At 53.0% G+C, this 11,980-nt stretch carries 16 protein-coding genes and 1 pseudogene; 16 read left to right on the top strand and 1 reads right to left on the bottom strand.

Features of this window, described 5'->3' with window-relative positions:
- The first annotated feature begins 19 nt into the window (after positions 1–19).
- The 3 genes from ACTQ52_RS10375 to ACTQ52_RS10365 all read left to right on the top strand — a co-directional run bounded on the left by ACTQ52_RS10375 (position 20) and on the right by ACTQ52_RS10365 (position 1,177).
- Positions 20–256, top strand: a complete 237-nt coding sequence (locus ACTQ52_RS10375) for a hypothetical protein (RefSeq protein WP_441982584.1) — start codon at positions 20–22, stop codon at positions 254–256.
- Positions 253–678: a sigma factor-like helix-turn-helix DNA-binding protein gene (locus tag ACTQ52_RS10370; RefSeq protein WP_441982583.1), complete on the top strand. Its 426-nt coding sequence runs from the start codon at positions 253–255 to the stop codon at positions 676–678. Before ACTQ52_RS10375 ends, ACTQ52_RS10370 begins: the two co-directional genes overlap by 4 nt.
- Positions 679–823: 145 nt before the next feature.
- On the top strand, positions 824–1,177 hold the full coding sequence (locus ACTQ52_RS10365; RefSeq protein WP_441982582.1) for an HNH endonuclease: 354 nt from the start codon (positions 824–826) through the stop codon (positions 1,175–1,177).
- Here the strand turns inward: ACTQ52_RS10365 and ACTQ52_RS10360 are convergent.
- Entirely contained in the window at positions 1,168–1,494 is a 327-nt protein-coding gene (locus ACTQ52_RS10360; protein ID WP_441982581.1) for a hypothetical protein, read from the bottom strand. The two genes, ACTQ52_RS10365 and ACTQ52_RS10360, sit on opposite strands and share 10 nt — an antisense overlap.
- Positions 1,495–2,161: 667 nt before the next feature.
- Between ACTQ52_RS10360 and ACTQ52_RS10355 the strand changes: the two genes are divergently transcribed.
- From ACTQ52_RS10355 to ACTQ52_RS10295, 13 genes and pseudogenes are all read left to right on the top strand, one after another.
- Positions 2,162–3,421, top strand: a complete 1,260-nt coding sequence (locus ACTQ52_RS10355; RefSeq protein WP_441982580.1) for a site-specific DNA-methyltransferase — start codon at positions 2,162–2,164, stop codon at positions 3,419–3,421.
- A complete protein-coding gene (locus tag ACTQ52_RS10350) occupies positions 3,418–3,705 on the top strand; it encodes a hypothetical protein (protein ID WP_441982579.1) in 288 nt (95 codons plus the stop codon). The genes ACTQ52_RS10355 and ACTQ52_RS10350 overlap by 4 nt, the downstream gene beginning before the upstream one ends.
- A 57-nt stretch (positions 3,706–3,762) precedes the next feature.
- Positions 3,763–4,491, top strand: a complete 729-nt coding sequence (locus ACTQ52_RS10345; protein ID WP_441982578.1) for a virulence protein — start codon at positions 3,763–3,765, stop codon at positions 4,489–4,491.
- A gap of 126 nt (positions 4,492–4,617) precedes the next feature.
- Complete coding sequence (locus ACTQ52_RS10340) at positions 4,618–5,565, top strand: amidoligase family protein (protein WP_441982577.1); 948 nt, start codon at positions 4,618–4,620, stop codon at positions 5,563–5,565.
- Positions 5,566–5,654: 89 nt separating this feature from the next.
- On the top strand, positions 5,655–6,056 hold the full coding sequence (locus ACTQ52_RS10335; RefSeq protein ID WP_441476011.1) for a DUF4314 domain-containing protein: 402 nt from the start codon (positions 5,655–5,657) through the stop codon (positions 6,054–6,056).
- A gap of 131 nt (positions 6,057–6,187) precedes the next feature.
- Positions 6,188–6,622 carry a DUF7698 family protein gene (locus ACTQ52_RS10330; RefSeq protein ID WP_441476010.1) on the top strand — a complete coding sequence of 145 codons (435 nt, stop codon included), beginning with the start codon at positions 6,188–6,190 and terminating at the stop codon, positions 6,620–6,622.
- Positions 6,623–6,637: 15 nt separating this feature from the next.
- Positions 6,638–6,880, top strand: coding sequence for a DUF7678 domain-containing protein (locus ACTQ52_RS10325; protein WP_441982576.1), 243 nt, complete (start codon positions 6,638–6,640; stop codon positions 6,878–6,880).
- Between the two features lie 161 nt (positions 6,881–7,041).
- Positions 7,042–7,515, top strand: a complete 474-nt coding sequence (locus ACTQ52_RS10320) for a phage terminase small subunit P27 family (RefSeq protein WP_441982575.1) — start codon at positions 7,042–7,044, stop codon at positions 7,513–7,515.
- Positions 7,515–9,137: a terminase large subunit gene (locus ACTQ52_RS10315; RefSeq protein WP_441982574.1), complete on the top strand. Its 1,623-nt coding sequence runs from the start codon at positions 7,515–7,517 to the stop codon at positions 9,135–9,137. Before ACTQ52_RS10320 ends, ACTQ52_RS10315 begins: the two co-directional genes overlap by 1 nt.
- A 132-nt stretch (positions 9,138–9,269) precedes the next feature.
- Positions 9,270–9,446: a hypothetical protein gene (locus tag ACTQ52_RS10310; protein ID WP_441982573.1), complete on the top strand. Its 177-nt coding sequence runs from the start codon at positions 9,270–9,272 to the stop codon at positions 9,444–9,446.
- A 102-nt stretch (positions 9,447–9,548) separates the two neighbouring features.
- Positions 9,549–10,889: a phage portal protein gene (locus ACTQ52_RS10305; protein ID WP_441956853.1), complete on the top strand. Its 1,341-nt coding sequence runs from the start codon at positions 9,549–9,551 to the stop codon at positions 10,887–10,889.
- The gene (locus ACTQ52_RS10300; protein WP_441982572.1) at positions 10,886–11,755 is read left to right on the top strand and encodes a head maturation protease, ClpP-related; all 870 of its coding nucleotides are present in this window, start codon (positions 10,886–10,888) and stop codon (positions 11,753–11,755) included. Before ACTQ52_RS10305 ends, ACTQ52_RS10300 begins: the two co-directional genes overlap by 4 nt.
- 13 nt (positions 11,756–11,768) lie before the next feature.
- Positions 11,769–11,980, top strand: a pseudogene (locus tag ACTQ52_RS10295) (phage major capsid protein); the annotation flags it as partial.

Genomic DNA, 11,980 nt, shown 5'->3' with positions numbered 1-11,980 from the left:
CATTTCAAGGAGGCTGCATATGAACAAGAATTACGGCTGCGATCCGTATGAGAACCTTGCCAATGCGATCGTAGAACAGGCAGCAAAAGATTACCTGTCAGCACTGAAGAGGCTGAAGAAGAATCCGGCAAACAGGATGGCGATGGATGAAGCCATGCGGCTTGAGAAGTTCTTTCATTCCGGCTGGTACGGAATCCTTACCAATGTGGATCCGGATTATCTGATCCGGAAGCTGAGAGAGAAGGTGGCGGCATGACACCAAAGGCATATCTCAATCAGGCTTACCGTCTGGAACAGCGGATCCGGCTGCATCAGGAAGAACTGGAGAACTTAAGAATGCTGGCTGCCTCTGTTGGCAGTCCCGGCTTCGAGGAGCACTACAATCCGAATCATCCGACGGATGCGCCCTTCGTAAAAACGCTGGATCGGATCTGGGAGAAGGAAAAGAAAGTGAATGAAGAGCTTTGTCTTCTCCTACAGCTGAAAGATGAGATCCAGTCCGTGATCGATCAGGTCGACAACATGGATGAGCGACTGATTCTCACGTATCGGTATCTCAAGAATTATACCTGGATGCGAATTGGCGATGAGCTCGCCGCTGATGAGCGCACCATCCGCCGATGGCATAGCAGAGCGCTGTCTCATGTGAAGGTGCCGGAAAGTCCTACGATCATCTGAATGCGCCGAAAATGTCCGCAAATGTCCGGGTGCCATATGTGATATGGTATAGTCAGCGAAGAAAGATAGGATGAAGCCTCGAAGGATAAAACCTCCGGGGCTTTTTACGTGGGAGAAATCAGGAAAGGAGGTGCCGGACATGCCGATGAAACCAAAAGTACCCTGCAGGCACCCCGGCTGTCCGAACCTCGTGCCGGTAGGGCAGAAGTACTGCGAGGAACACAAGAGGATGCATCCGGAAGAAATACGGTCAGCTGCGGCAAGAGGATACAACAGCCGATGGAGACGGGAGAGCAAGAAGTTCTTAGCACTTCATCCTCTCTGTGAGGAGTGTCTGGGACATGGCATCGCTACACCGGCGACGGTTGTGGATCACATCGTTCCGCACCGAGGAGATCAGAAGCTCTTCTGGGACAGATCGAACTGGCAGGCGCTGTGTAAGAAATGCCACGATAAGAAGACCGGAAGAGAGGACAGCCATCCGGTGTATCATTTCTGACGTCGCCTTTGCCTTGGCATGATAACACCTGTTCTTGTGTACACGGGAAAAACAGGACGCCGTCCGTTCAGCTGGAATGCATCGTGGTTTTTGATTTCCAGGACGGCGTCTTCTACGCTGATGCAGGCGGTGTGGAAGTGAAATGGATGGGAGTCCTTGTGCTTGTGAAAGACAACAATGAGGTCTTCTGTCTGGGAGCAGACAAGTCGCCAGGTATGATGGGTGTTCCTTGAGGTGATGGTAATTTCATCCGGGTTGAGATTCAGAACCTTGAAGTAGTCCTCGTTGAAAAGATGAAGATGGGGATAGATACGCATAAGTAGACCTCCATAGATATGAAATGAAAGAAAAGGTTGGAAAGTTTGCCGGAACCGGCAGAGACGGTGCCAAAATGCACCAGTCAGATATTTCTAATTATTATAACTGACTGCTTCTGCCTGCGGCAATTCGCATACAAGACAAATAAATGCAGGGAAAGTTGTGCAGAGTAACGAGAAAGGCGGGGGAGGTCATAATCCTGAAAACCAGAGGCACAGAAGACCGGCGCTCCCTCTTCCGTTGAAATCCGCGAAATTGATACCCCGGGGGTTAAGGCCCGCCCGGGCAGATACAAATTTACATACCAAAACCGCAGAAAAGCGTGGAAACAAGCGCCTTCTCTGCGGTTTTTTCGTGCGCAGAATGACGCGGCAGTAGCTTGGAATTTCGCGCAGAAATTTCCATTCCACGCTCGGCAGACTTTCGAGTACGTTCTGACTTTCGAGTACGGAGAATCCGGCGGTGCCGGGGAGGGCGTGATGGATGAGAACTTTGAAACACCTGACCTCTCGGAATTCCTCGCGTCCTGTGCAAAGCAGTTCTGCCCGTGGTGCGGGAAGCCGATGGGACGGAATCCGATGGGCAGGCCACGGGTGTTTTGCTCAGACAGATGTCGCTGGGCTTACAACAGCTGGCGGCACAGAAAACGAATGAAGGAGGAAGAGAATGGAAACACCAATCCTAAAGAACATACCGGTGACGGAACTGAAACCGGCAGCATACAACCCGAGAAAAAAGCTGAAACCGGGTGATAAGGAATATGAGAAGATCAAGAACTCCATCAAGGAGTTCGGCTTTGCTGATCCGCTGGTCGTGAATTCCGATATGACGATCATCGGCGGACATCAGAGACTGACCGTAGCGATGGACCTTGGCTATACTGAGGTTCCGTGCGCTGTCGTCAATACTGATAAGACCCGCGAGAAGGCACTGAACATTGCCCTCAATAAGATCACCGGCGCATGGGACGAAGACCTGCTCGCCGATCTCTTGAAGGACCTCGAAGCGTCCGACTTCAATACAGCGCTCACCGGTTTCGAGCCGCCTGAGATGGAGGCGCTGTTCAACAAGGTCTGCGATAAAGAAGTGACGGAAGACAGCTTTGATGTCGATGAGGAACTGAAGAAGCCTACCATGAGCAAACTCGGTGATATGTGGTTCCTTGGAAAACACAAAGTGTTCTGTGGGGATTCTACCAATGAGGAGAACTATGTTGCTCTGATGGATGGAGCCAAGGCGAATCTTGTACTGACCGATCCTCCGTACAACGTTGATGTCGAAGAGACCGCAGGTAAGATCATGAACGACAACATGGCAGATGACGATTTCTACAAGTTCCTGCTGGCTGCCTATCAGGCGATGTACTCGAATCTTGCCGATGATGGGTCTATCTACGTCTGGCATGCAGATACCGAAGGACTGAACTTCCGGAAGGCATTCAAGGACGCCGGATTCTATCTTTCCGGCTGCTGCATCTGGAAAAAGAACAGTCTGGTGCTGGGACGCAGCCCTTACCAGTGGATTCATGAACCGTGCCTTTATGGCTGGAAGCAGAAGGGAACTCATAAGTGGTACTCCGATCGCAAGCAGACAACGGTCTGGGAATACGATAAGCCGCGATCCTCCAAGGACCATCCGACGATGAAACCGGTGGTGCTCATGAGTTATCCGATTCGGAACAGTTCCGCGACAAATGGTATCGTGCTGGATCCGTTTCTTGGTTCCGGCAGTACGCTGATCGCTTGTTGTGAAACCGACCGGATCTGTAGAGGCATTGAGCTGGATCCGAAATTCGTCGACGTGATCGTCAAGAGATATATCGAGCACGAAGGTGGCAAGACATCGGATGTGTATGTGATGCGTGATGGCCAGAAGCTCACGTTTGAGGAGGCGGCAGCAGATATGCCGCAGGAGGAATCCGCATGAATGCCGAGGAGCGACTGTTGGAGAATGGCTATGACGGAGTCAAGTATCTCACGAACTACAGCTACGACGATGCTCTGATCGGTGTGACCGATGATGGCAGAGCTGTCTATGACTATGAGCTCATGGTTGAGTGGCTGATGGAGACGGAGGGCTGGTCCTATGAGGATGCTGCCGAATGGGTGAATTACAACACGATCCGTGCTCTTCCCTACATGGGAGAGGATGCTCCGATTATCCTGAACTGCCTCGAAGACGTATACATTCGCGTCGATAAGGACGACTAAATTTTGTGCAATCTTATTACAGAAATGAGTTGATATGTGCCGCCGAAAGAGTGATCTATGTACGTACCAAAGGAGGTACATACCATGAGAGCAAACTACAACATGAAAGGAAAAGAAAGAAAGGCGCTGGTGGATGCCATTGCCGCGATCACCGGAGAGGCAGCCGAGTATCAGTTCGTACCGACCTGCGCTTACAAGATCGGAAACATCACGGTTGATAAGGAAGGCGCAGTCATCTGCGAGGATGAAGAGAAGCTTGGTAGGGTGATGGTTCGACTTGGCCAGATGGGTTATTACCCGGATGCGGAGCAGCCGGCAGACCCGGAGCCCGGGCAGGAAACCGTACAGGAAGCCATAGAGCCGGCACAGGAGCCCGAGGGAGAAACGACCGGGCTCACGATCAGCCTGCCGCTTTCAGCTGCGAACGTCGGAACGCTTACCAACCTGATCAGCGCCAAGGACAGCCTCATCAAGAAGGCGCTCGGAATCACCGACACAAGGATCCAGGTGACAGAAAACAAGATCGAGTTTCCTTGGTTTACCCGGGAGCTCACCGCCGATGAGGCAAAGGCCTACACGCTTTTCATCAGCCAGCTCTGCAAGCTATCAAAGGAACTGAAGCATGCGAGCAGCAGGCCGATAGAGACAGACAACGAGAAGTACGCCTTCCGCACATGGCTTCTCCGGATGGCCTTTATCGGACCGCAATACAAGCCGGCGAGGAAGATCCTGCTTCAGAATCTTACCGGCAGTTCCGCCTTCCGGAACGGCAGCAAGCCGGAATAAATACACGATTTCTTCTCCGGAATTTTGTGAGATATACACCTCCGAATTGACTGGATATAAGTGCCCTTCAGAGTGATTAATACACATGCAAAAGGGAAAACACATAAGCCAACAAGGAGGCAAACCATGAAGGATACAGAGAAGAGAATCGAAGCCATGAAGCAGCAGACGATCGGAGTTGAGGTCGAGATGTACGGGATCGCAAGAAGCAGGGCAGCTGAGGTTGCCGCCACCTTCTTCGGAACCGGAAGACACGAGGATACCTCAAGACGAAACGGATACAGAGCATGGAGCGCTTGGGACGCACAGGGCCGGGAATGGAAATTCCAGCGGGACGCCAGCATCCGGGCAGCAAGGGATGAAGAATCCTGCGAGATGGTGACGCCGATCCTCACCTGGGACGATATCGAGAGCCTGCAGGAACTGGTACGGCAGCTTCGCCACGCAGGAGCCAAGAGCGACCCGAGCCACATGTGCGGAGTTCACATTCACATCGGTGCGAACGGCCACAACGCAAAGACGCTCCGGACACTGGCAAACCTGATGGCAAGCCACGAGAGCCTCCTGATCAGCGCCCTCCGGCTGGACAGAAGCCGCATCGACCGCTACTGCCAGACGGTAGACAAGGGATTCCTGAACCGCCTCAACAAGAAGAAGCCGGAAACCATGCAGCAGCTTGCAGACATCTGGTACGAAGAGAACCACGCAAGCTACGGAAGAAGGGAGCACTACAATGCCAGCCGCTATCACATGCTGAACCTCCACGCGACCTTCACAAAGGGCACGATCGAATTCCGCCTCTTCCAGTTTGCAGACGCCGGAAACGGCAAGCGCGGAGGCCTGCACGCCGGAGAATTAAAGAGCTACATCCAGCTTTGCCTCGCCCTTTCCGCAGCGGCGAAGATCCAGAAGAGCGCAAGCCCAAAAGAGCCGCAGCACGAAAATCCGAAATACGCGATGCGCACCTGGCTCCTTCGGATGGGCTTCATCGGGGACGAGTTCGAAACCGCAAGGGAGATCCTCACAAGGAACCTTGCAGGCGACACTTCCTTCCGAAACGGAAGAGTTGCATAAACCGAAGAGACAGCCTTCGGCTACCTTACCCGCGAGAGTCGCGGGCTTAAGGTGGTAGAAGGGTATCCCTTCGGAAAGGAGAAACCACAATGAGATTTCCAAGTGAGAAAGAACTGAAAGAGCTGCGGGAGCACTACCCAGCAGGAGCAAGGGTTGAGATGATCCAGATGGAGGATCCACAGGCACCGCCTGTAGGGACCAAGGGAACAGTCATCGGGGTAGACGATGCCGGATCGATAATGGTCCGCTGGGACAACGGGTCTTCCTTGAACGTCGCCTACGGAGCAGACCGTTGTCGGTTGCTGGTCGGGGAGTTCACGAAGACTGTCCGGGACCAGATCCTTGCAATCCGGGATACCGGAGAGACGAACATGTTCGATGTGCCGATGGTACAGAGCATTGCTAACCGCCTTGGCTACTATGAGCTGGTGATCTTCCTCATGGATCATGCGAAGGAATACGCGAACTTCATCATGAAGGGCGAGGTCTAAGATACACAGTTTTCGCACAAGAATCTTGTGCAGATTATGATCTACATTTCCTTGCTATAAAAGGGATTCAGAGTGATATATGTACATGCCAAAGGAAAAGGCAACAAGCACATAGCAAGGAGGACAAAACCATGATGAACATTTTCGAAGAAACCTACGAGGCGATGGAAGCAGCAAGGAAGGCATACGCGGAGGCCACAACCGACGAGGGGCAGGATGCCGCAGAGAAGGCTTACGGCGAAGCCAAGGACCGGATGGCAGCGAAGGGCGACATCGCCTGCAAGATCTGGAGGGCTTACGAGAAATCAAGAGACAACGAGAACGAGATCCTCGACTTCAACGACATCATCTGGGACCGGGATGTCGAAGCCCTGACCACCTGCATGAGAGAGAACGGCATCAAGGCCTTCACCTACTCCTGCCAGGCAACCGACGCCATTGAAACCTTATGGCTTTTCAAGCAGGCCGGCTGCATCATCGGCGAGATGGTCGAGATCAACCTCCGGAAAGACCTCTGGGGCAAGGGCTACGAAAAGGGACACGCCTTCAAGATGAGCATTGCCTGAAGGAAGGAGACAGCCATGTGGAGTGAGGGAAGCATTGCAGAACCGAGCGGAGATGGAACCTACACCGTCTGCAAATACAGAGTGAAGCACTTTGATGAGCCAAGCGAGGCTTACGGGATCGACGGCGGTAGGATCAGCAAGCTGACGATTACGGTAAACGGAGAAATGACACTGAACTATGACAGGGGCTGGGATATCGAGCCCGAGGATGAAGCAAGTCAGTTGGCCTACGCCATCCTGCTGAAGGAATTCAACTAACACCGGCACTGCCGGAAACACTACAAAGTAGCACTACATTTTAGAATGAAAATTCCGAGAGAGGGCCGCATGCCTCTTTCTCTCGTACAGATACAGACCACATGGAACGGGATCGCTTCGGCGGTCCTTTTGTTTTGCACGCAGGAAGGAGGTGTGTTCCTATGGCGACGAGAGGTCGAAAGCCGACTCCGACAGCAATCAAGGAGCTGGAAGGAAATCCCGGAAAACGGAAATTGAATGAAAACGAACCAAGGCCAGAGCGGAAAGCACCATCCTGTCCGAAGTGGCTCGACAAGGATGCAAGAAAGGAGTGGCACAGGCTCGCAAAGAAGATGGAAGCCCTCGGCATCCTCACCGAGGTTGATATGGCTGCCTTCGCTGCTTACTGCCAGTCCTATGCGAGATGGAAGGAAGCCGAGGAATTCATCAGCCAGCACGGATCCATCGTCCGGACGCCTTCCGGATACTGGCAACAGGTGCCACAGGTATCCATTGCACAGACCTATATGAAGCAGATGGGAAAGTTCGCTGCAGAGTTCGGTCTTACGCCTGCTTCCCGGTCCCGCCTCATAGCGGATGCGGGGAATACCGCACCGACTGATGAGATGGAAAATCTGCTGGGAGGTGATTCGTAATGGCAAGCGAGGAACGTCCCGCAGATATGCCAAAGCTCACAGACTATCATCCGACCCAGTACATGCTTCCGACTTCACATTACGATCCGACCAAGGCAGATCGGGCTGTGAAGTTTATCGAGATGCTCCGTCATACCAAAGGCAAGTGGGCTGGGAAGCGGTTCTGGCTTCTCCCGTGGCAGGAGCAGATTATCCGTGACCTGTTCGGCATCGTGAAGGAGAACGGCAAACGTCAGTTCCGGACCGCTTACATCGAGATCGGGAAGAAGAACGGAAAGAGTGAGCTTGCTGCAGCGGTAGCGCTGTATCTCTTGTACGCAGACAACGAGCCGTCTGCCGAGGTCTATGGCGCTGCCGCAGACCGGCAGCAGGCCAGTATCGTTTTCGATGTTGCTCATCAGATGGTTTCCATGACACCTGCGCTTCTGAAACGATCAAAGATCATGGCGGCAACGAAACGAATTGTGAATTACAGCAACGCTGGATTTTATCAGGTCCTTTCTGCAGAGGTGGGAACCAAGCACGGCCTGAACGTTTCCGGTCTGGTCTTCGATGAGGTCCACGCCCAGCCGACCAGAAAGCTTTATGATGTTTTGACGCAGGGCTCCGGTGATGCCCGTGAGCAGCCACTGTTCTTTCTGATCACGACGGCTGGAACCGACAAGAACTCGATCTGCTACGAGCTGCATCAGAAGGCAAAGGATATCCTCTCCGGGCAGCGCGTGGATCATACCTTTTACCCGGTTGTCTATGGACTGGAAGACGATGAGGACTGGCACGATGAGAAGAACTGGTATAAAGCAAATCCAAGCCTCGGACAGACGATCGACATCGAGCGTGTCAGGGAGCACTACCATGAGGCGCTGGAAAATCCCGCCGAGGAAGCAGTGTTCAAGCAGCTGAGACTCAACATGTGGGTATCTAGTACGACCGCCTTCATTCCGGAGCAGGTCTTTGATCAGGGCAATGAGCCGATTGATCTGGACAGTCTCCGGGGAAGGGAATGTTACGGTGGACTCGATCTTTCCAGCACCGGCGACATCACCGCACTGGTTCTGATGTTCCCGCCTCGGGATGAGACGGAGAAATACATCTGCCTGCCGTTCTTCTGGGTGCCGGAAGATACGATTCCGATACGCGTGAGACGTGCATCGGTTCCGTACGACGTTTGGGTGAAGCAAGGATACATGAAAGCGACCGAAGGGAATGTGATCGACTACAACTTCATCGAGAAGTTCATACTCGATCTCTACAAGATTTACAACATCAAGGAGATCGCGGTCGACCGCTGGAACGCCACTCAGCTCATCATCAACCTACAGGATGACGGCATGACGATGGTGCCGTTCGGGCAAGGGTACAAAGATATGTCGCCTCCCACCAAGGAGTTCTATAAGCTCATGATGGAGGGCCAGATCATTCACGGCGGCAATCCGGTTCTGAAATGGATGGCACTAAACGTGGTGGTGGACCGCGACGCTGCGGATAACATCAAGCCGACGAAGGCAAAGTCCCCAGAGAAGATCGATGGTATCGTCGCTGCGATCATGGCACTGGATCGCTGTATCCGGCAGGAAAATACAGAGAGTGTCTACGACAGCCGAGGCCTTGTGGTGTTCTGATAATGTGCTTCATTTCTCCTCCCGATATTTGTGCAAGATATGTGTCGAAATAAGTTGATGTATTTCTGGCGCAGAGTGATATATGTACATGCCAAAGGAAAAGGGCACACAAACAAAACGGAGGACAAGGCCATGACGAAAGCAAGCTACAGATTCATTAAAGACGGAAACACCTACACCACAGCACAGGGAAACAACCGGTTCGAAGCACAGCTGAAACTTGAACTTCAATTCCAGACAGATCTCACGGGAGCAACCTTCGAGGAGCTTTGGAAGGGCAAGGTCGAGAGAATCGGGATCGTAAAATAAACCAGAAACAAACAGGAACGAACAGGGCATTCACCAAGACGGTGGGTGCCTTTTTCCGTGGAAGAACTGCTGCGGACAGCGGCAGAGATAGGAGTATGACACATGGGATTTCGGGATTTATTTCACAGAAGGAAGGCAAGAGCAGATCCGCAGGATTCGACATCCGGCAGTGTGTACCGTGCCTATTACGGCCACACCTCATCCGGAAAGACCGTAACAGAACGGAGCTCCATGCAGGTGACCGCTGTGTATGCCTGCGTCCGAGTGCTGGCAGAAGCGGTGGCAAGCCTGCCGCTGCATTTGTACCGGGAGGAGAACGGCAGCAAGGTGAAGGCGACAGACCACCCACTGTACTTCTTGCTCCATAGTGAACCGAATGAAGAGATGACAGCCTACTCGTTCTGGGAGACGCTCATGACTCATCTATTACTGTGGGGGAACGCATACGTCCAAGTGATCCGGAACGGCAAGGGTGAAGTCACAGCACTGTATCCATTGATGCCGAATCGCATGACGGTAGACCGAGACGAGAACGGCCACATCTACTACCAGTACCTGTGGTCCAAGGGTGACGATGCACCGACCATGAAGGAGACGATCGTAAAGCTGTCACCCCATGAGGTGATGCAGATCCCGGGGCTCGGCTTTGATGGACTGGTCGGATACAGCCCGATCGCGATGGCGAAGAACTCGATCGGTCTTTCGATGGCCTGCGAGGAGTATGGCTCTAAGTTCTTTGCAAACGGCGCAGCACCTTCCGGTGTGCTGGAACACCCCGGCATTCTGAAGGATCCGGAAAAGGTCCGGGACAGCTGGCAGGCAGCCTTCGGTGGCAGCCAGAACGCCGGGAAGGTCGCAGTTCTGGAAGAGGGGATGAAATATTCGCCGATCTCCATCAACCCGCAGGAAGCACAGTTCTTGGACACTCGGAAATTTCAGATCGATGAGATTGCGCGGATCTTCCGGGTGCCTCCGCACATGATCGGAGACCTGGAACATGCGACATTCAGCAATATCGAAGAGCAGAGTCTGGAATTCGTGACCTACAGCTTACAGCCTTGGCTCACCCGGATCGAGTCGTCAATCTCCAGGTCCCTTCTCTCGAAGGATGAGAAGATGATCTACTACGCCCGGTTCAACGTGGACGGGCTTCTTCGCGGTAACTACGCATCCCGCATGCAGGGCTATGCGACCGGTATCAGTAACGGTTTTTTGTGTGTGAACGATGTCCGGCGCTTAGAGAACATGGACCTCGTGCCCGAGGAGGAGGGAGGAAACCTGTTTCTTGTAAACGGATCGATGACGCCCCTCCGAAGTGCAGGCGCTGCTTATCAGAGCGGTTCTGGAGGTAGTGATCCTCCGGAGCAGGATGAGCCCCATGAAGAACCTGAGGAAGATACAGATAACAAAAAGCCCCACAGAAGGGGAAGGAGGAACACATGAACAAGTTTTGGAAGTGGGTGCGGAACAAGGCACCGGATGGAGAAGATCCGGATCTTGCCGCACGCACGCTGTTTTTAAACGGAACCATTGCTTCGGAGAGTTGGTTTGACGATGACGTCACGCCAGCTCTTTTTAAGTCTGACCTTGATTCCGGGAAAGGACCGATCACGGTCTGGATCAACTCTCCGGGCGGTGATGTCTGGGCGGCGGCACAGATCTACAACATGCTTCTGTCCTATGACGGAAAGGTCACCGTGAAGATCGACGGCCTTGCAGCATCGGCAGCATCGGTCATTGCGATGGCAGGAGATGAGGTTCTTGTAAGCCCGGTCTCCATGCTGATGATCCACAACCCGTCCACGATGGCAATGGGGGATAAGGACGATCTTGCGCAGGCCATCTCGATGCTCGATTCCGTGAAGGATTCGATCCTGAATGCCTACGTCAAGAAGACCGGACTTTCCAAGAACAAGCTTAGTAAGCTCATGGACGATGAGACCTGGATGGATGCGAGCAAGGCAGTGGAGCTTCATTTTGCAGACCGTGTGATGGAGAGACCGGATCTCTATCGCAGTGAGCAGGAAGAGAAACCGGAAGAGGACGATCCAGCCAAGGAGAATCCGGAGGAATCTGAAGACAAGCCCGAGCAAGCACCAAATGATCCTGAGAAGAACGAGGATCTGCTTGCTGCGGGTTTTCTTTATTCCAGTCGTCAGATGGCGGCTGCCTTCACCAACAAGGTGAAGGAACACTACAAGGTTAGAAACAAGGCACAGGATGGTCCTGATGCCGAAAGCAAAGTAGAGGAAGGCCGGAGCGTGGATGCTCTGATGGATCGCCTGAATCTGCTGCACACGATGATGTGAGGAGGAGAACACAATGAACGTACAGGATTTGATTGCAAAGAGAGCAAGAGCATGGGAGGCAGCAAAGGCCTTCCTCGAAGCACACAGGGGAGAGAACGGGATTCTTTCTAGCGAAGATGGAGAAACGTATGACCGCATGGAAAAGGAGATCACGGATCTCACGAAGGAGATCGATCGTCTGAATCGTCAGGCTGCCATTGAGGCACAGCTGAGTCAGCCGACCTC

It is taken from the genome of Oribacterium sp. Sow4_G1_1, from assembly GCF_052116105.1.
Lineage (GTDB): Bacteria > Bacillota > Clostridia > Lachnospirales > Lachnospiraceae > Oribacterium.
Note: the sequence above shows the minus strand (reverse complement) of the source record. Positions and strands in the feature narration are given on the sequence as shown.

Bases quoted from the DNA above. Each gene is read 5' to 3' on its own strand.
- ACTQ52_RS10375 (WP_441982584.1), top strand. From the start codon at position 20: ATGAACAAGAATTACGGCTGCGATCCGTATGAGAACCTTGCCAATGCG.
- ACTQ52_RS10370 (WP_441982583.1), top strand. From the start codon at position 253: ATGACACCAAAGGCATATCTCAATCAGGCTTACCGTCTGGAACAGCGG.
- ACTQ52_RS10365 (WP_441982582.1), top strand. From the start codon at position 824: ATGAAACCAAAAGTACCCTGCAGGCACCCCGGCTGTCCGAACCTCGTG.
- ACTQ52_RS10360 (WP_441982581.1), bottom strand. From the start codon at position 1,494: ATGCGTATCTATCCCCATCTTCATCTTTTCAACGAGGACTACTTCAAG.
- ACTQ52_RS10355 (WP_441982580.1), top strand. From the start codon at position 2,162: ATGGAAACACCAATCCTAAAGAACATACCGGTGACGGAACTGAAACCG.
- ACTQ52_RS10350 (WP_441982579.1), top strand. From the start codon at position 3,418: ATGAATGCCGAGGAGCGACTGTTGGAGAATGGCTATGACGGAGTCAAG.
- ACTQ52_RS10345 (WP_441982578.1), top strand. From the start codon at position 3,763: ATGTACGTACCAAAGGAGGTACATACCATGAGAGCAAACTACAACATG.
- ACTQ52_RS10340 (WP_441982577.1), top strand. From the start codon at position 4,618: ATGAAGGATACAGAGAAGAGAATCGAAGCCATGAAGCAGCAGACGATC.
- ACTQ52_RS10335 (WP_441476011.1), top strand. From the start codon at position 5,655: ATGAGATTTCCAAGTGAGAAAGAACTGAAAGAGCTGCGGGAGCACTAC.
- ACTQ52_RS10330 (WP_441476010.1), top strand. From the start codon at position 6,188: ATGATGAACATTTTCGAAGAAACCTACGAGGCGATGGAAGCAGCAAGG.
- ACTQ52_RS10325 (WP_441982576.1), top strand. From the start codon at position 6,638: ATGTGGAGTGAGGGAAGCATTGCAGAACCGAGCGGAGATGGAACCTAC.
- ACTQ52_RS10320 (WP_441982575.1), top strand. From the start codon at position 7,042: ATGGCGACGAGAGGTCGAAAGCCGACTCCGACAGCAATCAAGGAGCTG.
- ACTQ52_RS10315 (WP_441982574.1), top strand. From the start codon at position 7,515: ATGGCAAGCGAGGAACGTCCCGCAGATATGCCAAAGCTCACAGACTAT.
- ACTQ52_RS10310 (WP_441982573.1), top strand. From the start codon at position 9,270: ATGACGAAAGCAAGCTACAGATTCATTAAAGACGGAAACACCTACACC.
- ACTQ52_RS10305 (WP_441956853.1), top strand. From the start codon at position 9,549: ATGGGATTTCGGGATTTATTTCACAGAAGGAAGGCAAGAGCAGATCCG.
- ACTQ52_RS10300 (WP_441982572.1), top strand. From the start codon at position 10,886: ATGAACAAGTTTTGGAAGTGGGTGCGGAACAAGGCACCGGATGGAGAA.